The sequence below is a fragment of the Modicisalibacter radicis genome (assembly GCF_900961225.1).
Taxonomy (GTDB): Bacteria; Pseudomonadota; Gammaproteobacteria; order Pseudomonadales; family Halomonadaceae; genus Modicisalibacter.
Genome location: NZ_CAAHFN010000120.1, coordinates 137,488 through 162,251, shown reverse-complemented (window position 1 = coordinate 162,251; position 24,764 = coordinate 137,488). Strand labels below are relative to the sequence as shown.

The following is a 24,764-nucleotide window of genomic DNA, read 5'->3' as shown; positions in this document are numbered from 1 at the left end:
TAGCGCTATCACAACGCTATGTGAAGTATCATCCATTGTCCAGCCTTTCGCTAATCCGCTGTCACGGGACCACCCATGATTTCACGCAAGCCTCTCAAACGCGTCACGATGAACGAGGTCGCCCGCGAGGCTAATGTCTCGCCGGCAGTGGCAGCACGCGCCCTTGGCGGCTACGGCTACGTCAGCGAGACCAAACGGACTCAGGTCGAGGCCGCCGCCGCCAGGCTCGGATATCGCCCGAACATGATCGCCAAGAGTATGGTCACGGGCCGCACACGCACGATCGGTATCATCGGGGCCGACATCAGCAATCCATTCTTCGCCGGCGCCGTCAAAGGCATCGCCGATGAGTCGCGGCGTCATGGTTTCGACACCCTGCTCACCAATAGCGACGAAAATACCGAAATCGAACGTGACGCCCTGCGCGTGCTGCTGGCCAAGCGGGTCGACGGACTCGTGGTTTCACCGGCAGACGTCAACGACTGCGACCATTTGCGGGAAGCCGTGCAGCAGGGCACCCCCCTGGTCATGCTCGATCGCATCGCCGCCGGCATACAGGCCGACAGCGTGGTCATCGACAATGTGGAGGCCAGTCGCCGGGCCATTGCCGGTCTGATCACCGGAGGGCACCGGCGCATAGCCATGGTCACCGAGCTGGGAACCCAGAGCGATCGCAAGCTGCTGAACCAGTTGGACAAGCCCGAGTCGGCCGACGTGACGACCCTCAATACTAGCGGCGCGCGTCTATTAGGCTACCTGGTCGCTCATAGGCAGGCCGGCCTGTCGCCCGATCCCGCTCTGATACGCCCCACCGACGCTTATGCCAGCGCTAGCGCCAGGCAGTGCACCCTTGAGCTGATGGCCTTGGAATCGCCTCCGACGTCGATCTTCACCGGCGATAGCGTGATGACTCTGGGGGCCTTCGCAGCCATCCAGCATCTGGGAATCAGTCTGCCCGACCAGTTGGCCTTTATGGGGTTCGACGATATGGATTGGATGGGACTCGTCAAACCCTCGCTAAGCGCGCTACGCCAGCCCGTCTACGCCATGGGGGCCGCCGCTATCGAGTTGCTCATGGCACGCCTGGCATCGCCTGAACGCCCTTCTGAACATCGCGTCTTCGAGGTGGAGAGCATCTTGCGCGACTCGACGCGAAACGCCTGGTGTTGCCACAACTGAAGCCATCCCCGATTTGCACCTACGCACCTGTTTCGCGAACACCGCCATGCAAGATGCTCGCCGGTCTCACGCACTACGCAGCCGGTTGCCCAGGCAGAAACCCAGCAGCCCCAGCAGCGTGATGCCGGCGGTGGTCTCGAGGGTCGCCATCCAGCGCAGCCAGCGCTGGGTCACATCGGCATCCAGCGAGGCGGTCATCGCCTGGGCGCTGAACAGCAGCGCATCCGAGGCGCGCAGCCACAGCGGGTCGGCCGCGCCGCCCGCGACACCCAGCGTCAGGTACGCCAGGGCGAAGGCCACCACCACCGCCAGCGTCGCAGCCACCACACGCAGCGGGCTTTCGCCGTAACCGGCCACCCAGCCGGCCAGCGCGCCATTCAGCCAACGCAGGGTGCCCAGCGTGATGCCCGGCGCGGCGAGTTCACCGGGCCCTTGGGCGCGTTCGCAACGCCGCCGCCGCAGTACGTTGTCGGGGCGCTGCGCCTGGGTCTCGAGCCGCCGCGCCTGATAGTAGGCCCAGCCGGCGTCGCGGGTCGCGCCGTTAGACGCCCAGTGCGCCGACAGCGCGCGGTAGATGCCGGCGGCCTCGCTATGACGGCGCGACAGGTGCAGCGGCGTGCGCGCCGGGTCGTCGCCGCGGCCCAGTTCGGTCAGCCGCCGGTGGAATCGCCGGAAGTCGGCCTCGCGCTCCTGCAGCAGGCCGGGGCACTGGCCTTCGGCGATGGCGCTGCGCGGCAGCACGACACCGTCGAAGCGCGCCAGGTTGAGCGAGCAGTCGCTGATGTCGGCGGCCTCGAAGATACAGCTCGGGCCGAGCCGGGCACGATACAGGTCGCAGCCGGTCAGCCGGGCGCGCTTGAAGGAGGTCCGCTCGATGTCGGCGTAGCGCAGGTCGCAGTCGACCAGCCGCGCCTCCTGGCACTTGACGTCGCGCAGGTAGCCATTGGTGAAGGCGCAGCGCGTCAGTGTCGCGCCGCGCAGGTCGAAGCGCTCGATCACGGTGGCATTGTGGGCGTGCCCGAAGTCCACGTCGGCGATCTCGCAGCCGGCCAGGTCGACCCACTCCGCGGGGCCGCGGGCGGCGATGCGCTCGGCTACCTCCGCCGCGTTCAACGGTGTCATGCCGGCCATCCGAAATGCGCCCTGGCCAGCCGCGCCACGGCTTGCGGGTCGCCATCCGCGACGCTGGCCAGGGGCGTCGGCAGCTCGACGTCGGGCGGCGCCGGCGTGCCGCGCTCGAGCAGGATCGCGGGGATCCCCAGCCGCCCGGCACCGAGCACGTCGTCGTAGGGATTGTCGCCGATGTACAGCACCTGGCCAGGCGCGACGTCGAGCTCCGCCAGCGCACGCCGGAAGATCGCCGTATCGGGCTTGCAGGCCCTCACGTCGGAGCTGAACACCACGCTTTCGAAGTGATCCCACAGCCCGAGCATGCGCAGCTCCGGCTCGGTGTAGGCGCGCTGGGTATTCGAGGCGATGGCCAGGCGAAAGTCGCGGCAGGCCTCGAGCATCTCGAAGGTACCGGGCCAGACGTCGATCCGCCGGGTGGTGACCTGGCGATAGACCAGCGCCAGCTCGGCGACCAGCGACCGGCGTCGCAGCGGGGGCACGCCGAGCCCGGACAGCACGGCATCCCAGACGTCGAGCACGTCGACGTCCGGTGGCCGGCCGGGAGCGGCCGCGAGCTGCGTCCGGGTGATCGCCATATAGCGCCGCTGCAGTTCGTCGGCGGCGATCGTCACCTGACGATAGCGCAGCCAGCCGGCGAGGTGCACGAAGGTGGCGTCGTCGACGTGATCGCCGTCGAACAGCACCAGCGTCTTGAACACGTCGAACAGCAGTACGGGCGGACTTGAAGCATCATCGGCAGTGTCAGGCATCGGCAAGCTCGGTGACTATTTTGGCAGCGCCAGTGTATCCCAAGCCGCCGGCGCCTTCAGCGCGATGCTAAACACAGTGTTTCCAGCGGCGACGTTGCACTGCAGCGTAACGACTGGCGACAATGGACGGCTCGCCAGGCTCGTCGACGGACGACACGCCTGACGCTCATTCACCCACCAAGGACTTCGCATGCTCGCCGAGCTCTTCGCGGTGATGGCGCCGGTCTTCTTCGGCGCCAGCCTGGGATACTTCTGGATACGCCTGGGTTACGACTATCCGGTCGAGTTCGTCACCAAGCTGGTCTTCAACATCGGCACCCCGGCACTGGTGCTGGCCGCCCTGGGCGGCGCCGAGATCGACGCCCAGAGCTTCGGTCGGACCATGCTCGGCACGCTGCTGGTACTCGCCGCGATGGGCCTGGCGAGCGTGCTGATGGCCAGGCTGCTGGGCAAGCGCTGGAAGGTCATCGTCTCGCCGATGATGTTTCCCAACACCGGCAACATGGGCCTGCCGGTGACGCTCTACGCCTTCGGCGACGCCGGCTTCGCCTACGCCATCACCGCGATGGTCTCGGTATCGCTGGTCCAGTTCACCTTCGGCGCGCTGCTCGCCAGCCGCAGCGGACGGCCGCTGCGCACCCTGGCGCGCACGCCCACCGTCTATGCGATCCTGATCGCCACGGCGCTGCTGCTCACCGACACCACCCTGCCGCGCTGGCTGGCCAATACCGTGGACCTGATCTCGGGCTTCAGCGTGCCGCTGATGCTGATCACCCTCGGGGTATCGCTGGCCAGCATCCAGGTCAAGAGCATCACCGCCGGCTTCAAGTTCAGCCTGCTGCGCATTCCCGCCGCCGCGGCGATCGCCTACGGCGTGGCCCAGTTGCTCGGCCTGCCGCCGCTGGCGCAGAGCGTGCTGGTGCTGCAGATGAGCATGCCGGTGGCGGTCTACAACTACCTGTTCGCCCAGCGCGCCCGGCGCGAGCCGGAATTCGTCGCCGGTCTGGTGTTCTGCTCGACGCTGCTGTCGTTTCTTTACCTGCCGGCACTGCTGGCGCTCATGCACTGACCCGCCTGGTCATCCCAAGCCGCACGCGACCGACACAAAAAAGCCCCGAGCCGGGGATGGCTCGGGGCTTTCGACACTCCACGGCCGCCTCGGGCGGCCGGCAGCGTGGATCAGTTGCGCTTGAGCGCGGCACCGAAACGCTTGTTGAAGCGCTCGACGCGACCGCCAGTGGTCGCCTGCTTCTGCTTGCCGGTGTAGAACGGGTGGCAGTTGGAGCAGACGTCCAGGTAGAAATCGTCGCTGGCCGTGGTACCGACGGTGTGGGTCGCACCACACGAGCAGGTTGCCGTGACCGTCTTGTATTCCGGATGGATACCTTGTTTCATCGTGAAGCCTCATGAAGCGGTGTGCCGCCACCCGATCCTGAATCGCTATTCGGTCGAGCACCGCACACGGGTTGTGAGTAACCGGTTGATTTCCATGCCTCGCCGGCGCGGGCCACAAGAGCCAGCAGCGTGTCGAGAACAGGAAGGCCGGATATTATAGCAGAGCCAGCAGCGGAGGCCAATTGTCAACCACTCCCCCCGAAAGCCCGGCACCCCGGGTGCTGGGCGTCGCCGTGCCCACCCCGCTGCGCCGCCTGTTCGATTACCGCCCCTGCCAGCCGGCACCCTCGCGCGGCTGGCAACCGGGGCTGCGGGTGCGGGTACCGCTGGGCAAGCGCGAGGTGGTCGGCGTGGTCGTCGAGTGCCGCGACACCAGCGACTTCCCGCTGGACCAGTTGAAGCCGGTGGCGGCCTGGCTGGACAGCGAACCGCTGCCCGCGGACTGGCTGTGGCTGTGCCGCTTTACCGCTCGCTACTACCAGCATTCGCTCGGCGACACCCTGCATCAGGCGATGCCGGTACTGCTGCGCCAGGGCCGGCCGCTCGAGGCCCGTACCCGCGAACGCTGGCAACTCACCGCACTCGGCCGCGACACCGCTGCCGCCCAGCTGGGCCGCGCCCGGCGCCAGGCCGAACTGCTCGAACTGCTGCGCCAGCATCCGCGCGGCGTGGTCAGCTCGGTGATCGGCGCCCAGGGCTTCACCCGCGCCCAGTTGCGCGCGCTGGCCGACAAGGGCTTGATCGACTGCCGCGAGGAGCCGCTGACCGCCGCCCCGGCGCCCGGCAGCGGTGGCCTGCTCGCCGAACCCTCGTTGACACTGAATCGCGAACAGGCGACGGCGCTGGCCGAGCTGCACGAGGGCCTGGATCGCTATCACCCCTGCCTGCTGCACGGCGTCACCGGCAGCGGCAAGACCGAAGTCTACCTGCAGCTGATCGAGGCGGTGGTGGCGCGCAACCGCCAGGCGCTGGTGCTGGTTCCCGAGATCGGCCTCACCCCGCAGACCCTGGCGCGCTTTCGGCGACGGTTCAGGGTGTCGGTGGTCGCGCTGCACTCGGGTCTCAGCGACGCCGAGCGCCTCGACGCCTGGGAGGCCGCCCGGGCCGGCCGCGCGCCGATCGTCATCGGCACCCGCTCGGCGCTGTTCACGCCGCTGGCGCGCCCCGGGGCGATCATCGTCGACGAGGAACACGACGGCTCGTTCAAGCAGCAGGACAGCCTGCGCTATCACGCCCGCGACCTGGCGATCGCCCGCGCCCACCATCACGCCATCCCGATCGTGCTGGGCAGCGCCACGCCGTCGCTGGAAAGCCTGGTCCAGGCCCGCGCCGGCAACTATCGCCACCTGCGCCTGACCCGCCGGCCCAGCCATCACGCGCCGGCACGGCTCGAACTGACCGACCTGCGCGGCCGGCCGCGCCAGGGCGGGCTGATTCCGCCGGCGATCGAGGCCATTCGCGAGTCGCTGGCCGCCGGCAACCAGGTGCTGGTGTTCATCAACCGCCGCGGTTTCGCCCCCACCCTGGCCTGCCATGCTTGCGGATGGATGGCCGAGTGCGACCACTGCGATGCGCGGCTGACCCTGCACCGCCAGCCGCCGCAGCTCACCTGCCATCACTGCGAACGCCAGCGCGGCCTGCCCGACGCCTGCCCCGAGTGCGGCAGCGCCGACCTGCGACCGCTGGGCACCGGTACCGAGCGCAGCGAGGAAACCCTTGCCGCGCTGTTCCCCGACGTGCCGGTGCATCGCATCGACCGCGACAGCACCCGGCGCAAGGATGCCCTGGAGACCACCCTCGCCGAGATCCGCCGCGGCGAGCCGTGCCTGCTGGTGGGCACACAGATGATCGCCAAGGGCCATCACCTGCCCCACGTCACCCTGGTGGTGGTGGTCAACGCCGACGCCGGGCTCTACGCCAGCGACTTCCGCGCGCTGGAGCACAGCGCGCAGCTGCTGGTTCAGGTGGCCGGCCGGGCCGGGCGCGCCGACCGCCCCGGCCGGGTCCTGGTGCAGACCCTGCATCCCGACGATCCGCACCTTCGCCTGCTCGCCGAGAGCGGCTACGACGCGCTTGCCGAGACGCTGCTCGAGGAGCGTCGGCTGGCCGCCCTGCCGCCCTATCGCTTCATGGCTTTGCTGCGCCTGGAGAGCCCCCGCGAGGCCGACGCCAAGGCACTCGCCGGCGAAGCTGCCGACGCGCTGCGCCAATGGCTCGCCGAGCGCGCCCTCGCGGTCGACTGCCTGGGGCCGGTGCCCGCGCCCATGGAGCGCCGCCAGAACCGCTACCACGTACAGCTGATGCTCAGCGCGGCGCGGCGCAGCCCGCTGCACGAGGCCTGCGCCTGGCTCACCGGCTGGCTCGAACAGGCACCGGGGGCGCGCCGCGCGCGCTGGGCGCTCGATGTCGACCCGCAGACGCTGAGCTAACGCCACGAGCTACGAGCTACGAGCTACGAGCCACGAGCTATGAGCCACGAGCTACGAGCTACGGGCTACGAGCTACGAGCTACGAGCTACGAGCTACGAGCAGCATTAAAGCCCAAAGCCGTAAGCCGTAAGCCGTAAGCCGGAATACGATTGCTTTGCCTAAACAAAATTGGCCGGTACGTTTTTTCTTACCGCTTAAAGCTTCTAACTTACAGCTCCCCGCAAGGGGCAGGGTTTAAAGCGCGGCCGCAATTGCCGATAATGGCCGCCCAAATGCTCGCACGCGAGCGACGCTTACACGCCTTGACCGGCGCGCGACCCGCCTTCTTCGCTCGCGCCCCCAGGCCACAGGACTGCACGCAAAGCACATGAAAGACACCATCATTGCACTGCTCGACGAGGCCCTGGCCACGCTCAAGCGGCAGGGCATCGTGCCCGCCGACGCCGCACCGGCCTACAAGGTCGACCCCGCCAAGGACAAGGCCCACGGCGACTACGCCAGCAACCTGGCGATGACCCTGGCCAAGCCGGCCGGCAAGCCGCCGCGCGACGTCGCCCAGGCGCTGATCGAGGCGCTGCCCGCCAGCGATGCCGTGCGCAGGGTCGAGATCGCCGGGCCCGGTTTCATCAACTTCTTCGCCGCCACCGATGCCGTGGCCCAGGTGGTCCCGGCGGTCCTCGACAGCGGCGACAGCTACGGGCGCAGCATGGTCGGCGCCGGGCGCAAGGTGCAGGTGGAATTCGTCTCGGCCAATCCCACCGGTCCGCTGCACGTCGGCCATGGCCGCGGCGCGGCGGTCGGCGACTGCCTGTGCCGGCTGCTCGAGGCCACCGGCTACGATGTCACCCGCGAGTTCTACTACAACGACGCCGGCGCGCAGATCAACAACCTGGCGCTGTCGGTGCAGGCCCGCGCCAAGGGCCTCACCCCCGACGACGAAGGCTGGCCGGCCGACGGCTACCGCGGCGGCTACATCAACGACGTGGCGCAGAGCTACCTGGCCGGCGAGACCGTCGACGCCGACGATCGTCATGTCACCGCCAAGGCCGATCCCGACGATCTCGACGCGCTTCGCGACTTCGCGGTGGCCTATCTGCGCCGCGAGCAGGATCTCGATCTCAAGGCCTTCGGGGTGGCCTTCGACGTCTACTTCCTCGAGTCCTCGCTGTACCAGGAGGGCAAGGTCGAGGCCACCGTCGCCAAGCTGATCGACGGCGGCCACACCTACGAGGCCGACGGCGCCCTGTGGCTGCGCACCACCGACTTCGGCGACGACAAGGACCGGGTGATGCGCAAGCAGGATGGCGGCTACACCTACTTCCTGCCCGACGTCGCCTATCACCTCGACAAGTGGCAGCGCGGGTTCGAGACGGTGATCAACGAACAGGGCGCCGACCACCATTCGACGGTGATGCGCGTGCGCGCCGGCCTGCAGGCGCTGGAGACCGGCATCCCCCGGGGATGGCCGGACTACGTGCTGCACCAGATGGTGCTGGTCACCCGCTCCGGGGTGGAAGTGAAGCTCTCCAAGCGCGCCGGCAGCTACGTCACCCTGCGCGACCTGATCGACGAGGTCGGCCGCGACGCCACGCGCTATTTCCTTGCCGCGCGGCGCGCCGACTCGCAGTTGACCTTCGACATCGACCTGGCGCGCTCGCAGTCCAACGACAACCCGGTGTACTACGTGCAGTACGCCCACGCCCGGGTATGCAGCGTGATGAGAAAGGCCGAGGCCGATGCGCGGCCCTTCGACCACGATCTGGCGCTGGCCAACCTGGCGCGGCTCGAGGCCGACCAGGAGAAGGCGCTGATGAATCGCCTGGCCCGCTACCCCGAGGTCGTCGCGCATGCCGCCGCCAACCGCGAACCGCAGCAGGTCGCCCAGTACCTGCAGGATCTCGCCGCCGATTTCCATACCTGTTACAACGCCGTCAAGGTGATGGTCGACGACGCCCCGCTGCGCAACGCGCGCCTCGCGCTGGGCCTGGCCACCCGGCAGGTACTGCGCAACGGCCTCGACCTGCTGGGCGTCAGCGCCCCCGAGGAGATGTAAGCCATGGCCCGCACCGCCGCGCAAAACTCGAGCCGCCGGCGCGCCCCGGCGAAGGGCGCCACCGCACGCCGCTCCCGGCGCAAGCAGTCCAGCGACGGGCTGAGCGTGCCGGGCTGGCTATGGGGGCTGGTGGGCCTGGTCGCCGGCTTCGCGATGGCGCAGTACTTCCAGGAGTCGGCACCGCCGATGGCGACGCTGATGCCCAAGCCGGCGAGCCAGTCGAGCGGCGGTTCGGCGCAGGCGCCACAATCGTCCTCCTCGGACCCGGCGTCGGCCGAGGAAAAGGCACGCATGCCGACCTTCGAGTTCTATACCCTGCTGCCCGAGTCCGAGGTGGTCGCGCCCAAGGTCGAGGCCTACGAGTCCACGCCCCGCCCCAGCAGCGACGATGCCGCCACGGCCGATGCCGGACAGGCGGCGCAGGCCGCCGGAGGCGGCCGCTTCATGCTGCAGGCCGCCTCGTTCAAGAACGTCGCCGATGCCAAGCGCCTCGCCGGCCGGCTGCAGAATCTCGGCCTGCTGGCCAAGATCACCGAAGTCCAGGCCAACGGCGACCAGACCTGGCACCGCGTCCAGGTCGGCCCCTACGAAGACACCCGCGAGCTCAGCCGTGCCCAGGACCTGATGGTCACCCAGGGCATCGAGCCGCTGATGATCAAGCTGCAGAACTGACGCCGGACCGCCCGCCGCCATGGCCGAGCCCGGCGGCGGCAGGTAGCGCCGCCTGCCTGGCCGCGGCGTTCCGGCACAGCGGCATCGAAGCGATCGTCCCTTCCGCTTGATTTCAGGCCATCTCGCCCGCATCTCACGAGGCATAGCTTTGAATACATAGCCTTGCAGCGGCACTGCCCCGTCACGCAGTGTCCCATTCGTCATCGGGCGCCCACGTCGTCTCGGCGCCCCGCAACGGAGTTCCCGCCACATGACCACGATCGTTTCCGTGCGTCGCGATGGCCAGGTGGCCCTGGCCGGCGACGGCCAGGTCTCGCTGGGCGACACGGTCCTCAAGGGCAACGCCAGCAAGGTGCGCCGCCTGTATCGCGGCCAGGTACTGGCCGGTTTCGCCGGCGGCACCGCCGACGCCTTCACGCTGTTCGAACGCTTCGAGTCGCAGCTCGAGAAGTATCAGGGTCACCTGACCAAGGCCGCCGTGGAGCTGGCCAAGGACTGGCGCACCGACCGCGCATTGCGTCGTCTCGAGGCGATGCTGGTGGTCGCCGACAAGACCGCCTCGCTGATCATCACCGGCAACGGCGACGTGGTCGAGCCCGAACGCGGCATCATCGCCATCGGCTCGGGCGGCAATTTCGCGCTCTCGGCGGCCCGCGCGCTGCTCGAGAACACCGAGCTGTCGGCCCGCGAGATCACCGAGAAGTCGCTCGACATCGCCGCCGACATCTGCGTCTACACCAACCACAACACCGTGATCGAGGAGCTCGCCTGACATGTCCCAGATGACCCCCCGCGAGATCGTCCATGCCCTCGACCAGTTCATCATCGGTCAGCACGACGCCAAGCGTGCGGTGGCGATTGCGCTGCGCAACCGCTGGCGGCGCATGCAGCTCGACGACGAGCTGCGCCCCGAGGTGACGCCCAAGAACATCCTGATGATCGGCCCCACCGGGGTCGGCAAGACCGAGATCGCCCGGCGCCTGGCCAAGCTGGCGCGCGCACCGTTCATCAAGATCGAGGCGACCAAGTTCACCGAGGTCGGCTATGTCGGCCGCGACGTCGAGTCGATCATCCGCGACCTGGTCGAGATGGCGATCAAGATGGTTCGCGAGCAGGCCAAGGAAGAAGTCGCCAACAAGGCCGCCGACGCCGCCGAGGACCGTATCCTCGACGCGCTGCTGCCGCGCCCGCGGGGCAGCGAGTACGACCACGCCCGCGACGAGTCGTCGACCCGCCAGACGTTTCGCAAGAAGCTTCGCGAGGGCCAGCTCGACGACAAGCAGATCGACATCGAGATCACCCCGCAGGGCGGCGGTTTCGACATCAGCACGCCGCCGGGCATGGAGGAGATGACCAACCAGCTGCAGAGCCTGTTCTCGAGCATGAACAAGCAGAAGCCCGAGTCCAAGCGGGTCACCGTCAAGGAAGCCTGGCCGCTGCTGCGCGACGAGGAGGCTGCCAAGCTGGTCAACGACGAGGAGATCAAGCGCCGCGCCATCGAGGCCGTCGAGCAGCACGGCATCGTTTTCGTCGACGAGATCGACAAGGTCGCCAAGGGCAGCAGCAACCAGAGCGGCGGCGACGTCTCCCGCGAGGGCGTGCAGCGCGACCTGCTGCCGCTGATCGAGGGTTCGACGGTGTCGACCAAGCACGGCATGATCAAGACCGATCACATCCTGTTCATCGCCTCGGGGGCGTTCCACCTTTCCAAGCCGTCGGACCTGATCCCCGAGCTGCAGGGCCGGCTGCCGATCCGCGTCGAACTCTCGGCGCTGAGCCCCAACGACTTCGAGCGCATCCTCACCGAGCCCTCGGCGTCGCTGACCCGCCAGTACCAGGCGCTGATGGCCACCGAAGGGCTTGAGATCCAGTTCACCGAGGACGGCATCGCGCGGATCGCCCAGATCGCCTGGCAGGTCAACGAGGGCACCGAGAACATCGGCGCGCGTCGCCTGCACACGGTGATGGAGCGCCTGCTCGAGGAGGCCTCGTTCAAGGGCGGCGACCTGGAAGGGCCACTGACCATCGACGCCGCCTACGTCGACGCCCAGCTCGGCGATCTGGCCAAGGACGAGGATCTGTCGCGCTACATCCTCTGACGAGGAGCTGTGAGCTTTAAGCTGGAAGAGCGCCGCTTCGCGGCTGGAAGAGAAGAACAGCCCAGGGTGGCGTTCTTCTCTTTCGTTTGCATCGCCTTCTGGTCCGGCCCAACTTACGGCTTACAGCTTATGGCTTACAGCTAGGAGTTTTCTCATGACCGCCCCGATCCCCACCCGCGTGCATTACCATCAGCAGGCCCGCGAACTCGAACTCGGCTACGCCGACGGCCGGAGCTACCGGCTTTCGGCCGAGTACCTGCGCGTGAATTCGCCCTCCGCCGAGGTCCGCGGCCACGGCCCGGATACCGCCAAGCTGCAGACCGGCCAGAAGTTCGTCGGTCTGAAGAACATCACCCAGACCGGGCGCTACGCGCTCAAGCTGCATTTCGACGATGGCCACGACACGGGGCTGTACAGCTGGGATTACCTCTACGACCTGGCGGTCAATCAGGACGCCTACTGGGCGGACTATCTCAAGCAGCTCGAGGACGCCGGGGCTTCGCGCGAGCCGCTGGGCATCCCGCTCAAGCCGGTATAGCCTCGGCGCCACACCCAGAGCCACGCGCAGACAAGCCGGCCGGGCGGCGCTACAATGGCGACCACATCGTACCGCCTCGATCCGTCACGGCCATTTTCGCGCCGCGTCCGACAGAGTATCGTCGGGGCCTGCGAGTAGCTCGCCGGCACACAGAAGGGAAGCCCATGAACAAGCGCACGACCCACTTCGGCTATCAGGAAGTTCCGGTCGACGAGAAGGCCGCCCGGGTGGCCGATGTCTTTCATTCGGTGGCCGGCCGTTACGACCTGATGAACGATCTGATGTCGATGGGCATCCATCGGCTCTGGAAACGCCTGACGCTGGAACGCTCGGGGGTACGCCGCGGCCATCAGGTGCTCGACATCGCCGGCGGCACCGGCGACCTGACCCTCAAGTTCGCCCAGCGGGTCGGCCCCGCCGGGCGGGTCGTGCTCGCCGACATCAACGCCTCGATGCTGCGGGTGGGCCGCGACAAGCTGCTCGACCAGGGGGTCGGCGGCAACGTCGAATACGTCCAGGCCAACGCCGAATGCCTGCCGTTCCCCGACAATACCTTCGACTGCATCACCATCGCCTTCGGCCTGCGCAACGTCACCGACAAGGACGCCGCGCTGGCCTCGATGGCACGGGTGCTCAAGCCCGGCGGGCGGCTGCTGGTGCTGGAGTTCTCCAAGCCGGTACACGGCGCGCTGTCGCGGGTCTACGACGAATACTCCTTCCGCCTGCTGCCGAAGATCGGCGAATGGGTCGCCCACGATGCCGACAGCTACCGCTACCTGGCCGAGTCGATCCGCATGCATCCCGACCAGGAAACCCTCAAGGCGATGATGGAGGGAGCCGGCCTCGAACGGGTCGAGTACAGCAACCTCACCGGCGGCATCGTCGCTCTCCACCGCGGCATCAAGCTATGAGGAATCGATGGCGTTGACTCCCCCCTTGCTGCTGGCCGCCGCCGAACGAACCCTGAATGCCCTGCTCGCCCGCGACCCCGCCGCGCCCGGCCGGTTGCTCCGGCTTGCCGGCAAGCGCCTGCTGCTGCGCCTCGAGCGACCGCGGCTGGCGGTGCTGGTCGGTTTTACCGCACAGGGGCTGGACCTGTCCCACGCCCCCGATGCCGAGGAAGGCGACGCCGATGCGCTGGTCGAAATCGACAGCGAAGCATTGGGCGCACTGCTCGGCGGCGAATCGCTGGAGCGGCTGATGTTCTCGGGCCGGCTGTCGTTGCGCGGCCAGACCCACCTGCTGGAGGCCACGCGCACGCTGCTGATGGATATCGACCTCGACTGGGAGGCCAGCCTCGCCGAGTGGCTGGGCGACGTGCCGGCCAACACCCTGGCCGACGGCCTGCGGCGCTTCGCCGAGTTCGGCCTGCGCAGCCAGCGCGAACTGCGCGCCGACCTCGCCGACTATGTCTTCGAGGAGGCGCGGCTGCTCCCCGGCCAGGCCCAGCGCGACGTGCTGCGCGACCATCTGACCGAGCTCGAGGTCGCCACCGACCGCCTGGAGGCGCGATTCGCCCGCCTCGAACGCAAGCTCGCCGAACGCCGGGAGCGCGCGACGTGAACCTTCGGCTGCTGCGCATCCTGTGGGTCGTCGCCCGCTACCGCCTCGATACGCTGGTGCCGCTGGATCGCCTGCCGGCATTGTTGCGCCTGGCCTTCCGGCTGTCGCCGCTGCGCCTGCTGCCGGTCGGCCGCCACTCGCGCGGGCTGCGCCTGCGCCTGGCCCTGGAGGCGCTGGGCCCGATCTTCGTCAAGTTCGGCCAGATGCTCTCCACCCGCCGCGACCTGCTGCCGCCGGATATCGCCGACGACCTGCGCAGCCTGCAGGACCAGGTGCCGCCGTTCCCCGGCGACCAGGCCCGGGCGCTGATCGAGGAAGAGCTCGAGTGTGCCATCGACAGTGCCTTCGCGCGCTTCGACACGGTGCCCATGGCCTCGGCCTCGGTGGCCCAGGTGCACGCCGCCCGGCTGCACAGCGGCGAGGAAGTGGTGGTCAAGGTCATTCGTCCCGGCATCGATCGGGTGATGCGTCAGGACATCGCCCTGATGTACACCCTGGCGCGGCTGATGCGGCTGGTGCCCGAGGCGCGCCGGCTGCGTCCGGTGGAAGTGATCGCCGACTACGAGGCGACGCTGTTCGACGAGCTCGACCTGCACAAGGAAGCCGCCAATACCTCGCAGCTCAAGCGCAACTTCAAGAACTCGCCGCTGCTCTACGTCCCGTCCATCCACTGGCCGCTGACCCGCCGCCGGGTACTGGTCCAGGAACGCATCTACGGCATCCCGGTGGCCGACATGGCCAGCCTGGAGGCCCAGGGCACCGACCTGCGCAAGCTCGCCGAGCGCGGCGTGGAGATCTTCTTCACCCAGGTGTTTCGCGACAACTTCTTTCACGCCGACATGCACCCGGGCAACATCTTCGTCACCCGCGACAAGCCCGACGACCCGCAGTACATCGCCATCGACTGCGGCATCGTCGGCAGCCTGACCCGCGAGGACCAGGATTACCTGGCCCGCAACCTGCTGGCGTTCTTCCATCAGGACTACTATGAAGTGGCGGCGCTGCACATCGAGTCCGGCTGGGTCGGCGAAGGCACCCGCGCCAACGAATTCGCCGCGGCGATTCGTACGGTGTGCGAGCCGATCCTCGAGAAACCGCTCAAGGACATCTCCTTCGGCCAGGTACTGCTGGGGCTGTTCCAGACCGCGCGACGCTTCCACATGGAGGTACAGCCGCAGCTGGTGCTGCTGCAGAAGACACTGCTCAACATCGAGGGGCTGGGCCGCCAGCTGTATCCCGATCTCGACCTGTGGCAGACCGCCAAGCCCTATCTCGAGCGCTGGATGAAGGAGCGTGCCGGGCCACGTGGCTTCTGGGCCTCGCTGCAGAAGCAGGCCCCGGAACTCAGCCGCCAGCTGCCCGAGCTGCCGGTGCTCGCCCACCAGGCCCTGTCGCGGGTCGAGGGCGAGCGGCGCCAGCGCCACCAGCAGGTCGAGACGCTGCAGCATATCGACCGCCATCTGGCGCGCGCCGGGCGCAACACCCGCCGCCTGCGCCTGGGGGCTCTGGTGCTGGCGCTGACGCTGGCCTGGCAACCGCTCTGGCAGTGGGCCGAGCAGCAGCCCTGGCCGGTGCTCGCCGGCGCTGCGCTGGGGGTGATCCTGCTCGCCTGGCGCTGAACGACACTGCAAGTCTCTGAACGTCTTGTATTTTCGTCACACTGACTCAGGATTGTCATCGATGAGCGATACTCTCAGACAACTCGCCGAGGTGCTCGACCAGCGCCGTCACGCCGACCCCGGTTCCTCGTACGTGGCCTCGCTGCATCACAAGGGCCTCAACAAGATTCTCGAGAAGGTCGGCGAGGAAGCCACCGAGGCGATCATCGCCGCCAAGGATGCGACCAATGGCGGCGCCGACGAGCGTCAGGCGCTTGTCGCCGAAACCGCCGACCTGTGGTTTCATAGCCTGGTGATGCTGTCGCATCTGGGCATCGATTCGCAGGCGGTGCTCGACGAGCTGGCAGGCCGCTTCGGCATCTCCGGACTCGACGAGAAAGCCGCCCGCGACACGCAATGATCGAGGGTCCGTCGACCCCAGAGGAGAAAGTCATGTTAGGTGGCATCAGTATCTGGCAGTTGTTGATCGTGCTCGGCATCATCATCCTGATCTTCGGCACCAAGAAGCTGCGCAACGTCGGCACCGACATCGGCGGCGCCGTCAAGGGCTTCAAGAGCGCCATGAACGACGAGGACAAGGAGAAGAAGGACGATGACGCCAACCCGCGTCAGGTCCGTCACGACGACGAAGGCAAGACCTACGACGTCAAGGCCGAGCAGCGCGACACGGCCGAGCAAGAACGCAAAGAGCCGAAGTAAGCGACCATGTTCGACGTGGGTTTTCTCGAGCTGATGCTGATCGGCGTGGTCGGCCTGCTGGTGCTGGGGCCCGAACGCCTGCCCAAGGCGGCGCGCACCGCCGGGCTGTGGATCGGCAAGGCCAAGCGCACCGTGGCCAACATGCAACGCGAGATCAACGCCCAGCTCGAGGCCGAGGAGTTGCGCCAGAAGGTCGCGGAGCAGGAGCAGAAGCTCAACGCCGGCTTCGACAAGGCACGCCGCGAAATCGAGGGCAGCGGCGAGCCCCGGCGGCCTGATGGCGGTCGATCCGACGTCGACGAGGCCCGTCAGCAAGCCGCCCATGAACCGGTCGAGCCGGCCACGACGCCGGTCGACGATCCGCCAACGACCGCCGCCGACAAGGATTCCACGCCGCGATGAGCGATTCGTCCGACGACAGGGGCCCGGATCCCTCCCAGGCCCAGGCGCCGCTGATCGAGCATCTGATCGAGCTGCGCTCGCGGCTGATGCGCGCGGTGATCGCCATCCTGGCGATCTTCGCCGTGCTCTATGCGTTCTCCAACGACATCTATACCTTCGTCGCCGATCCACTGATGGCGCTGCTGCCGGAAGGCTCGCAGATGATCGCCACCGAGGTCGCCTCGCCCTTCCTGGCGCCCTTCAAGCTGACCCTGGTGGTGGCCGTGTTCATCGCCGTGCCGTTCGTGCTGCACCAGGCCTGGGCGTTCATCGCCCCCGGCCTCTACGAGCACGAGAAGCACCTGGCGATACCGCTGCTGGCCTCGAGCGTGCTGCTGTTCTACGGTGGCGCGGCGTTCGCCTACTATGTGGTCTTTCCGCTGCTGTTCGACTTCTTCGTGCACACCGGGCCGCAGAACGTCGCGGTGATGACCGACATCAACCAGTACCTCAACTTCGTACTGAAGCTGTTCTTCGCCTTCGGCGTGGCCTTCGAGATTCCCATCGCCACCTTCCTGCTGATCTGGACCGGGGCGACCAGCGTCGAGAGCCTGGCCAGGAAGCGCCCCTACGTGATCCTCGGCTGCTTCGTGGTGGGCATGCTGATGACGCCGCCCGACGTCATCTCGCAGAGCCTGCTAGCGGTGCCGATGTGGCTGCTCTACGAAGTGGGCATCATCGCCGGACGCCTGCTGCGCCGCCGCCGCGCCGACGCGGACGAGACCGACACCGCCGACTAGTGCCCCCGGCAGGCGTGCGACACTTCCCCACAGGCCCGTGCGCCTGCCGGCATTGATATACTCGAAGCTATCGGCGTCATTGTCATCGCCTTGTCACATACGCGCGGCATAGTGGGCGACAATGACGGTCGCGCCCTTCACGACCGGAGAAATCAGCTTGAGTCTGCTAACCCAACGCCAGTATCCGAACACGCGCATGCGCCGCATGCGCAAGGACGACTTCTCGCGTCGCCTGATGCGCGAATCGACACTGACCCCGAGCGACCTGATCCTGCCGGTGTTCGTGCTCGACGGCGACAATCGCCGCGAGGCGGTGGCATCGATGCCCGGCGTCGAGCGTCTGTCGCTCGACCTGCTGATCGAGGAGGCGCGCGAAGTCGCCGCGCTGGGCATTCCGGCACTGGCGCTGTTCCCGGTGATCGATCCGGCCCAGAAGAGCGAGTTCGCCGAGGAGGCCTACAACGCCGGCGGGCTGGTCCAGCGCAGCGTGCGTGCGCTCAAGCAGGCCTGCCCCGAGCTCGGCCTGATCACCGATGTCGCCCTCGACCCCTACACCAGCCACGGCCAGGACGGCATCCTCGATGAACACGGCTACGTGCTCAACGACCGCACCGTCGAGACACTGCTCAAGCAGGCGCTGTCGCACGCCGAGGCAGGCGCCGACATCGTCGCGCCCTCGGACATGATGGATGGACGGATCGGCGCGATCCGCGCGGTACTCGAGCAGGAGAACCTGCACAACGCGCGGATCATGGCCTACTCCGCCAAGTATGCCTCGCGCTATTACGGCCCGTTCCGCGATGCGGTGGGTTCGTCGGTCAATCTCGGCGGCGCCGACAAGACCACCTATCAGATGGACCCGGCCAATAGCGACGAGGCGCTGCACGAGACCGCGATGGATCTCGCCGAGGGCGCCGACATGGTGATGGTCAAGCCGGGCATGCCGTATCTCGATGTGCTGGGCCGCATCAAGCGCGAGCTGCAGGTGCCGACCTTCGCCTACCAGGTCAGCGGCGAGTACGCGATGCACATGGCCGCCTTCGAGAACGGCTGGCTGGAGGCCGACGCGGTGATTCTCGAGTCACTGATGTGTTTCAAGCGCGCCGGGGCCGACGGCATCCTGACCTACTTCGCCAAGCGCGCGGCGCAATTGCTCAACGAATAGCGGCGGGAGGCGCCCTCGCCGCGCTGGAGTCGTCCGATGGAAGAAACGCCGAGCCAGCCCACGCCGCCCGCCGAGGCGGTCGACACGGCAAGCAGCGACGCCACCAACGAGGCACCGTTGCGGGTCAATCGTACCCGCACCGGCATTCACGCCAAGCCGACGCCCTCGCCGGAGGCCGAGCTCGACGATCCGTCGCTCTACTTCAATCGCGAACTCTCGCACCTGCAGTTCAACATCCGTGTGCTCGAGCAGGCCCTGGATACCTCGCATCCGCTGCTCAACCGGCTGATGTTCCTGCTGATCTTCTCGTCGAACCTCGACGAGTTCTTCGAGATCCGGGTCGCCGGGCTCAAGCATCAGCTGATGCTCGGCCACGAGGATGCCAGCGCCCCCGATGGACTCCCCCCCCGCCGGGTTCTCGCCGAGATATCGCGCATCGCCCACGAGCAGACCGAGCGCCAGTACCGCATCCTCAACGAGGAGCTGATCCCGGCGCTCGAGGAGCAGCGCATTCGCTACCGCCGCCGCGCGCAGTGGACCCAGGCCCAGCGCGACTGGGTGCGCGAGTACTTCGACGATGAGATCGCGCCGGTGATCAGCCCGATCGGGCTGGACCCCTCCCACCCCTTTCCGCGGCTGGTCAACAAGAGCCTCAACTTCATCGTCGAACTCGAGGGCAAGGACGCCTTCGGCCGCGAGGGCGGCCTGGCGATCCTGCCGGCGCCGCGCTCGCTGCCGCGGGTCATCCGCCTGCCCGATGCGCTCGCCGAGCCGGGCTACACCGATTACGTGTTCCTGTCGTCGATGATTCATGCCCATGCCCAGGAAGTGTTCCCGGGCATGGAGGTGCGCGGCTGCTACCAGTTCCGACTGACCCGCAACGCCGACCTGACGGTCGATCCCGAGGCGGTGTCCGACCTGGCCTCGGCGCTACGCGGCGAGCTTCTGGCAAGACGTTACGGCGACGGCGTGCGTCTGGAGGTCGCCGACAATTGTCCCGATCGGCTCGCCCATTTCCTGCTCAGGCAGTTCGAGCTCGACGAGCCGGACCTCTACCGGGTCAGCGGCCCGGTCAACCTGACCCGCATGATGTCGGTACTCGGCGATATCGAACGCCCGGACCTGCTCTACCGGCCCTTCATGCCGGGACTGCCCAAGCCGATCAAGAACGATGGCAGCCTGTTCGAGGCGATTCGCCACAACGACATCCTGCTGCATCATCCGTTCCAGTCCTTCGCGCCGGTCGAGGACCTGCTCCGCGAGGCCGCCCGCGACGCCGCCGTGCTGGCGATCAAGCAGACGCTGTATCGCACCGGCGCCGATTCGAGCATCGTCAGCGCGCTGGTCGACGCGGCGCGCAACGGCAAGGAAGTCACCGTGGTCATCGAACTGCGCGCCCGCTTCGACGAGGCCGACAACCTGGCACTGGCATCGCGCCTCCAGGAAGCCGGGGCGATCGTCATCTACGGGGTGATGGCCTACAAGACCCACGCCAAGATGCTGCACATCGTGCGTCGCGAAAGCGGCGAGCTGCGCTACTATGCGCACCTGGGCACCGGCAACTACCATTCGAAGACCGCCAAGCTGTATACCGACTACAGCCTGCTGACCGCCAACGAGACGTTGTGCGAGGACGTGCACCGGGTCTTCCAGCAGCTGTCCGGGATGGGCAAGCCCCGCGACATCGTCCGCCTGCTGCATGCCCCCTTCGTGCTGCATCAACGGCTGGTCGAGATGATCGACCGTGAAGCCAAGATCGCCGAGAAGGGCAGAAAGGCCCACCTGATCATCAAGTGCAACTCCTTGACCGAGCCACGCCTGATCCGTGCGCTGTATCGCGCCTCGCGGGCCGGAGTGAGCTGCGACCTGATCATCCGCGGGATGTGCTGCCTGCGCCCCGGGGTGCCCGGCATCTCGGACAACATCCGGGTTCGCTCGAATATCGGCCGCTTTCTCGAGCATACCCGGGTCTTCTATTTCCACAACGACGGCAAGCCCGAGACCTGGGCATCGAGTGCCGACTTCATGGAACGCAACATGTTCCATCGTGTCGAGACCTGCTTCCCGATCCTCGACAGGAAGCTCGCCCAGCGGGTGCGCAAGGATCTGGAAACCTACCTGGTCGACAACTGCCAGAGCTGGCTGCTTCAGGAAGACGGCAGCTACCGCAAGCAGGAGCCCTGCGGCGCCGCCCCGATCAGCGCCCAGGAAACGCTGCTCTACGCCTACGCCAGCAAGGCCTGAGCTCGAAGCTCGAAGCTCGAAGCTCGAAGCTCGAAGCTCGAAGCTCGAAGCTCGAAGCTCGAAGCTCGAAGCTCGAAGCTCGAAGCTCGAAGCTCGAAGCTCGAAGCTCGAAGCTCGAAGCTCGAAGGCAGCCTAAACCGAACCGCCTCCGTAGCAAGCTCAAGCTACGGAGGCGGTTTTTCTTCCAGCTTCCAGCCGCGTAGCGGCGCTCTTCAAGCCTTCAGTTACACCCCGACCTGGCCGCCATCGGCCTTCTGGATCACCACCGTCGAGGCGCGCGGACGCACCGTGCCGCTGGTCGCGGCCGTGGCATCATCGCCCGACGGCCAGTTGCCGGGGTGCTGAATGTTGATGAACAGCGCCGTGCGATCCGGTGTGGCGAAGATCCCGGTGACCTCGCAGTCGTTGGGCCCCACGGCGAAGCGCTTGAGCTGCGCCTGGTCGGCGGCGCCGATCACCGCGGCACCGCCCGGCTTGCGGCTGACCGACGCCGGCACCACCGCCAGCAACTGGTCGTTGGTGTGCTCGCTAACCCCTTCGTAGCCGTTGTCGGTCTGGATCCACAGGATCCCCTGGCCATCGCCGCGCTCGTCGAACCACAGGCCATCGGGGCTGGCGAACTGGTTGGCCTCGGTGAGCCCGGACAGGTTGTCGGCGTCGTCGGCAGCGGCGCCGAAGACGAAGATCTCCCATTCGAAGGCACTTGCCCCCGTGTCGCGCCAGCGGATCACCTGGCCCGCCTGGTTGTCGGCACGCGGGTTGGGCGCGTTGGTCGGTGCGGTGGCATAGCCGACACCCGGGCCGTCGATGGCGCTGCCGTCGTTGGTAAAGGTGGCGGCGGTGTCCTCGGCGCTACGCTTGGAGTTGTTGGTCAGGGTCATGTAGACCTCGCCGGTGGCCGGATCGACGGTGCCCCACTCGGGCCGGTCCATCGGCGTGGCGCCCAGCAGGTCGGCGGCGTCGCAGGTATGCACGATCACCCCCGCCAGATCGCCGCGCTCGAGCCCCAGCGCGGCGTCGAGTCGCTCGCCATCGGCCGTCTCGGCGTCCGGCGTCAACGCCAGCCATTCGCCGCTGCCGTCGGCGTCGAAGCGGGCGACATAGAGCGTGCCCTGGTCCATGTACTTGGCACCGATCGCCAGGCGGTCGTAATCGGCACCGACGCGGTTGGCATCGGCCGGGTCCCAGACGGCATCGGACACGAACTTGTAGATGTACTCGTTGCGCGAGTCGTGACCGGAATAGAAGACCACCGGCTGGCCCTCGACCAGCTTGCCCGGCCAGCAGCCCTCGTGCCGGAAGCGCCCCAGCGCGGTGCGCTTGACCGCCTGGGCGCTACCGTCATAGGGGTCGATCTCGACGATATAGCCGAAGGTGCGGGTCTCGTTGCGATAGTCGTCGGTGGGCGCGTCTCCGCGCGGGGTGACGTCGAAACGCGCGAACTCGTCGGCGCGCTCGCTGGCATCACCGGCGGCGGTTTCCCAGCCGTAGCGGCCGCGTTCGGTGGGCAGCCCCAGGCGCGCATCGTCGCGCGTGCGTTCGCCGTGATTGACGAACACCTCGGGCCAGTTTTCCTCGCAGGTCAGGTAGGTGCCCCACGGCGTGTAGCCGTTGGCGCAATTGTTGTTGGTGCCGCGGGTGTGACTACCCTCGGGCGAGTACCTGGTCCTGACGTAGGCGCTGCCGGCGACCGGGCCGGCCAGGCGCATCGGCGTCGCCGAGGTGAAGCGGCGATTGTAGGCGTCGTCGGCGACGTGCTGCCAGCGGCCGTCGGAGCCCTTGCGGACGCGCACGATGGTAATGCCGTGGGCGTTGATCTCGGTGCGGACTTCATCGGCCGGACGCTGCCCCTCTTCGGCATTGGTCGGCCCGCCCTGAGGCGCCCACAACGCCTTCTGGTCGATATATTCGTTGTTCAGGGCGAGCAGGAAGTCGCGCGAGGCGCTGGCTTCGTCGAGCGCGAAGGCGTGCATGCCGTCGTGATGCATGCCGACGCTGTTGGCCTGGACCGCAGGGGTGATAGCGAGATCGTCGCGCCAGGCCGGCGCCTGGGCGTTGAGCGGCGTACCCCAGGGAATCAGCACCTGGGCGGTATAGCCCTCGGGTACCACCACCGCATCGGTGCGCGAGCCGCGCAGCGACTCGAAGGCCAGCGACAAGGGCGATTTCGCGGCGCCGCTGTCGGCCGAAGCCAGGCCACTCAGTCCGCCGAGGCCGAAACCGCCGAACACCGACAGCGCCGCCAGGCCGAGGCCGCCCTGCATGATCCCGCGCCGCGAGACATGCTTGTCGAGCACGCTGGAAAAGGGTTCGTTGCGGCTGTCGTTGTGAACCCGCGGATCTTCGATTTCCTTGCTCATCATCCCCTCACTCATCACGTGATTGTTGGCCAGGCGATGCCAAGGCGCCTGGACGGTGCCGGACTCACGGTAAGCGGCGATGATGACAGCACGATGAAGGCGCCCCCTCGGACGGGGGCGGGTCCTGGCGATGGCGTTCTCCGTTGTGGCTCAAGCGCGCAGCCGTTCGGCGGCGCGCATCAGCAGCGATTCGGTGGTTTCCCACCCCAGGCAGGCATCGGTGATCGACACCCCATAGCGCAGCGCGCCGGGCTTGAGAGGCTGCTTGCCCTCGTTGAGATGACCCTCGATCATCACCCCGACCAGGCTGTCGTCACCTGACAGACGCTGGCCGAGCACGTCGAGCAGCACCTCGCTCTGGCGGCGATGATCCTTGCGCGAGTTGGCGTGGCTGCAGTCGACCATGATCCGCGCGGCCAGGCCGGCCTCGTTCAGCGCCCGGCGGCTGGCGGCGATGCTGGAGGTATCGTAGTTGGGCTGGCCGTGACCGCCGCGCAGCACCAGGTGGGTATAGGCGTTGCCGGCGGTCTCGCGCATCTCGGGGCTGCCATCGAGGCCCATGGCGAAGTGCCGGTGGCCATGCGCGGCCGCCTGCATGGCGTCGATCGCCACGCCGATATCGCCGTCGGTGGCGTTCTTGAAGCCGACCACGGCCTCGAGGCCACTGGCCATCTCGCGATGGATCTGCGATTCGGTGGTGCGCGCCCCGATCGCCGCCCAGGCCAGCAGGTCGTCGAAATAGCTGGCGGCCATCGGTTGCAGCAGCTCGGTCGCTACCGGCAGCCCGAGCGCAGCGATGTCGCGCATCAGCCGCCGCGACAACGCCAGGCCGGTGGCCATGTCGTCGCTGCCGTCGAGGTGCGGGTCGTAGGCGAGCCCCTTCCAGCCCACCGTGGTGCGCGGTTTCTCGACGTAGACGCGCATCACCAGCAGCAGGCGGTCGTCGACCCGGCGATTGAGCTCGGCGAGGCGCTCGGCATAGGCCAGCGCGGCCTCGGGGTCGTGGATCGAACAGGGCCCGACCACCACCAGCAGGCGATCGTCGTGGCCATCGAGGATGGCACGGATCGCCTGACGCTGGGCTTCGAGCTGTGCCGCCAAAGGGCCCCCGAGGGGGATCTCGCGGCGCAACTCGGCGGCGGTGGGCAAGGCGCGCTGCATCGTTCGGGTGGCTTCGCGCGTCTCGCGCGGGGCGTCGGTCAGGGTCAGAGGTGCGTTCATGAGCATGGCTTCCTGGCGCGGGCCCGCATCAGCGGGCAGGGAGACTTCGTAGCGTTCGTTGGCCGCCCATGTGGCGTGCCCGGCCAGAGGCGGCAGACTGTACCGGCCGGGTGCGACTAAATCGCCAGTAACCCTCGCCCCGATAAGCGTCCGAATAGTGCGGATAGGCGAATGTGCTGAGGGTCATGGTCGTCTCCTTGTCGCGGTCGGTGTCTGCCGTGCATTAAAAAACCCCCGCCGGGTTGCCGACGGGGGTTTGGGGAGGCAACCCTGGCGGTCAGGGTGCGCTCGCGGCTCAGGCCTAATCGGCCGGGCCGCCGGGCGCACCCCGCGTAAACCAGTAGCCATAACCCTGCCAGGCGGACACGCCGAAGCCGCCGGCGAAAGCGCGGCGGGTCGTCGTGACGATGGCTGTCTGCGGGTTGCTGACCATGGGTCATCTCCTGATGTTCGCCTTCAATCCTAC

23 protein-coding genes are annotated in these 24,764 nt (G+C 67.6%); 17 read left to right on the top strand and 6 right to left on the bottom strand.

The features are described 5' to 3' along the window. Nucleotides 1–75 precede the first annotated feature (75 nt). Nucleotides 76–1,179 carry a LacI family DNA-binding transcriptional regulator gene (locus HR9077_RS19890; RefSeq protein WP_136069040.1) on the top strand — a complete coding sequence of 368 codons (1,104 nt, stop codon included), beginning with the start codon at nt 76–78 and terminating at the stop codon, nt 1,177–1,179. Nucleotides 1,180–1,245: 66 nt separating this feature from the next. On the opposite strand, the gene HR9077_RS19885 is transcribed toward HR9077_RS19890, so the two are convergent. Further along, entirely contained in the window at nt 1,246–2,301 is a 1,056-nt protein-coding gene (locus HR9077_RS19885; RefSeq protein WP_168381002.1) for a pentapeptide repeat-containing protein, read from the bottom strand. Then, the gene (locus HR9077_RS19880) at nt 2,298–3,059 is read right to left on the bottom strand and encodes an HAD family hydrolase (protein WP_136069038.1); all 762 of its coding nucleotides are present in this window, start codon (nt 3,057–3,059) and stop codon (nt 2,298–2,300) included. The genes HR9077_RS19885 and HR9077_RS19880 overlap by 4 nt, the downstream gene beginning before the upstream one ends. 190 nt (nt 3,060–3,249) lie before the next feature. Here HR9077_RS19880 and HR9077_RS19875 point away from each other — a divergent pair, with 190 nt between their 5' ends. Next, nucleotides 3,250–4,128: an AEC family transporter gene (locus tag HR9077_RS19875; RefSeq protein WP_136069037.1), complete on the top strand. Its 879-nt coding sequence runs from the start codon at nt 3,250–3,252 to the stop codon at nt 4,126–4,128. 110 nt (nt 4,129–4,238) lie between these two features. Here HR9077_RS19875 and rpmE read toward each other — a convergent pair whose 3' ends face one another. Then, complete coding sequence (rpmE, locus tag HR9077_RS19870) at nt 4,239–4,454, bottom strand: 50S ribosomal protein L31 (RefSeq protein WP_136069036.1); 216 nt, start codon at nt 4,452–4,454, stop codon at nt 4,239–4,241. A gap of 182 nt (nt 4,455–4,636) precedes the next feature. Between rpmE and HR9077_RS19865 the strand changes: the two genes are divergently transcribed. The 15 genes from HR9077_RS19865 to ppk1 all read left to right on the top strand — a co-directional run bounded on the left by HR9077_RS19865 (nt 4,637) and on the right by ppk1 (nt 20,717). Then, entirely contained in the window at nt 4,637–6,883 is a 2,247-nt protein-coding gene (locus HR9077_RS19865; RefSeq protein ID WP_136069035.1) for a primosomal protein N', read from the top strand. A gap of 368 nt (nt 6,884–7,251) precedes the next feature. Further along, nucleotides 7,252–8,937, top strand: a complete 1,686-nt coding sequence (argS, locus tag HR9077_RS19860) for an arginine--tRNA ligase (RefSeq protein WP_136069034.1) — start codon at nt 7,252–7,254, stop codon at nt 8,935–8,937. A gap of 3 nt (nt 8,938–8,940) precedes the next feature. Beyond that, nucleotides 8,941–9,609, top strand: coding sequence for an SPOR domain-containing protein (locus HR9077_RS19855; RefSeq protein WP_136069033.1), 669 nt, complete (start codon nt 8,941–8,943; stop codon nt 9,607–9,609). 250 nt (nt 9,610–9,859) lie between these two features. Then, complete coding sequence (gene hslV, locus HR9077_RS19850) at nt 9,860–10,381, top strand: ATP-dependent protease subunit HslV (RefSeq protein ID WP_136069032.1); 522 nt, start codon at nt 9,860–9,862, stop codon at nt 10,379–10,381. A gap of 1 nt (nt 10,382) precedes the next feature. Next, nucleotides 10,383–11,708, top strand: coding sequence for an ATP-dependent protease ATPase subunit HslU (gene hslU, locus HR9077_RS19845; RefSeq protein ID WP_136069031.1), 1,326 nt, complete (start codon nt 10,383–10,385; stop codon nt 11,706–11,708). A gap of 154 nt (nt 11,709–11,862) precedes the next feature. Continuing rightward, nucleotides 11,863–12,246, top strand: a complete 384-nt coding sequence (locus HR9077_RS19840) for a gamma-butyrobetaine hydroxylase family protein (RefSeq protein ID WP_136069030.1) — start codon at nt 11,863–11,865, stop codon at nt 12,244–12,246. Nucleotides 12,247–12,410: 164 nt separating this feature from the next. Beyond that, on the top strand, nt 12,411–13,157 hold the full coding sequence (gene ubiE, locus HR9077_RS19835) for a bifunctional demethylmenaquinone methyltransferase/2-methoxy-6-polyprenyl-1,4-benzoquinol methylase UbiE (RefSeq protein WP_136069029.1): 747 nt from the start codon (nt 12,411–12,413) through the stop codon (nt 13,155–13,157). Nucleotides 13,158–13,164: 7 nt separating this feature from the next. Beyond that, on the top strand, nt 13,165–13,809 hold the full coding sequence (locus HR9077_RS19830; RefSeq protein ID WP_136069028.1) for a ubiquinone biosynthesis accessory factor UbiJ: 645 nt from the start codon (nt 13,165–13,167) through the stop codon (nt 13,807–13,809). Next, nucleotides 13,806–15,428 (top strand): ubiquinone biosynthesis regulatory protein kinase UbiB, encoded by a 1,623-nt coding sequence (gene ubiB, locus HR9077_RS19825; RefSeq protein ID WP_136069027.1) that lies wholly within the window; start codon nt 13,806–13,808, stop codon nt 15,426–15,428. The genes HR9077_RS19830 and ubiB overlap by 4 nt, the downstream gene beginning before the upstream one ends. Before the next feature lie 61 nt (nt 15,429–15,489). Beyond that, on the top strand, nt 15,490–15,828 hold the full coding sequence (locus tag HR9077_RS19820; RefSeq protein WP_136069026.1) for a phosphoribosyl-ATP diphosphatase: 339 nt from the start codon (nt 15,490–15,492) through the stop codon (nt 15,826–15,828). A gap of 32 nt (nt 15,829–15,860) precedes the next feature. Continuing rightward, nucleotides 15,861–16,127 (top strand): Sec-independent protein translocase subunit TatA, encoded by a 267-nt coding sequence (gene tatA, locus HR9077_RS19815; RefSeq protein ID WP_136069025.1) that lies wholly within the window; start codon nt 15,861–15,863, stop codon nt 16,125–16,127. Between the two features lie 6 nt (nt 16,128–16,133). Next, nucleotides 16,134–16,529: a Sec-independent protein translocase protein TatB gene (tatB, locus tag HR9077_RS19810; RefSeq protein WP_136069024.1), complete on the top strand. Its 396-nt coding sequence runs from the start codon at nt 16,134–16,136 to the stop codon at nt 16,527–16,529. Next, nucleotides 16,526–17,308: a twin-arginine translocase subunit TatC gene (tatC, locus tag HR9077_RS19805; protein ID WP_136069023.1), complete on the top strand. Its 783-nt coding sequence runs from the start codon at nt 16,526–16,528 to the stop codon at nt 17,306–17,308. The genes tatB and tatC overlap by 4 nt, the downstream gene beginning before the upstream one ends. Nucleotides 17,309–17,465: 157 nt before the next feature. After that, complete coding sequence (gene hemB, locus HR9077_RS19800) at nt 17,466–18,473, top strand: porphobilinogen synthase (RefSeq protein ID WP_136069022.1); 1,008 nt, start codon at nt 17,466–17,468, stop codon at nt 18,471–18,473. A 36-nt stretch (nt 18,474–18,509) separates the two neighbouring features. Further along, on the top strand, nt 18,510–20,717 hold the full coding sequence (ppk1, locus tag HR9077_RS19795) for a polyphosphate kinase 1 (protein ID WP_136069021.1): 2,208 nt from the start codon (nt 18,510–18,512) through the stop codon (nt 20,715–20,717). A gap of 224 nt (nt 20,718–20,941) precedes the next feature. Here ppk1 and HR9077_RS19790 read toward each other — a convergent pair whose 3' ends face one another. From HR9077_RS19790 to HR9077_RS22365, 3 genes are all read right to left on the bottom strand, one after another. Continuing rightward, entirely contained in the window at nt 20,942–23,077 is a 2,136-nt protein-coding gene (locus HR9077_RS19790) for a PhoX family protein (protein ID WP_136069020.1), read from the bottom strand. A gap of 150 nt (nt 23,078–23,227) precedes the next feature. Beyond that, a complete protein-coding gene (locus tag HR9077_RS19785; RefSeq protein ID WP_136069019.1) occupies nt 23,228–24,298 on the bottom strand; it encodes a 3-deoxy-7-phosphoheptulonate synthase in 1,071 nt (356 codons plus the stop codon). Between the two features lie 301 nt (nt 24,299–24,599). Then, nucleotides 24,600–24,731 (bottom strand): hypothetical protein, encoded by a 132-nt coding sequence (locus HR9077_RS22365; RefSeq protein WP_280178455.1) that lies wholly within the window; start codon nt 24,729–24,731, stop codon nt 24,600–24,602. Between the last annotated feature and the right edge of the window lie 33 nt (nt 24,732–24,764).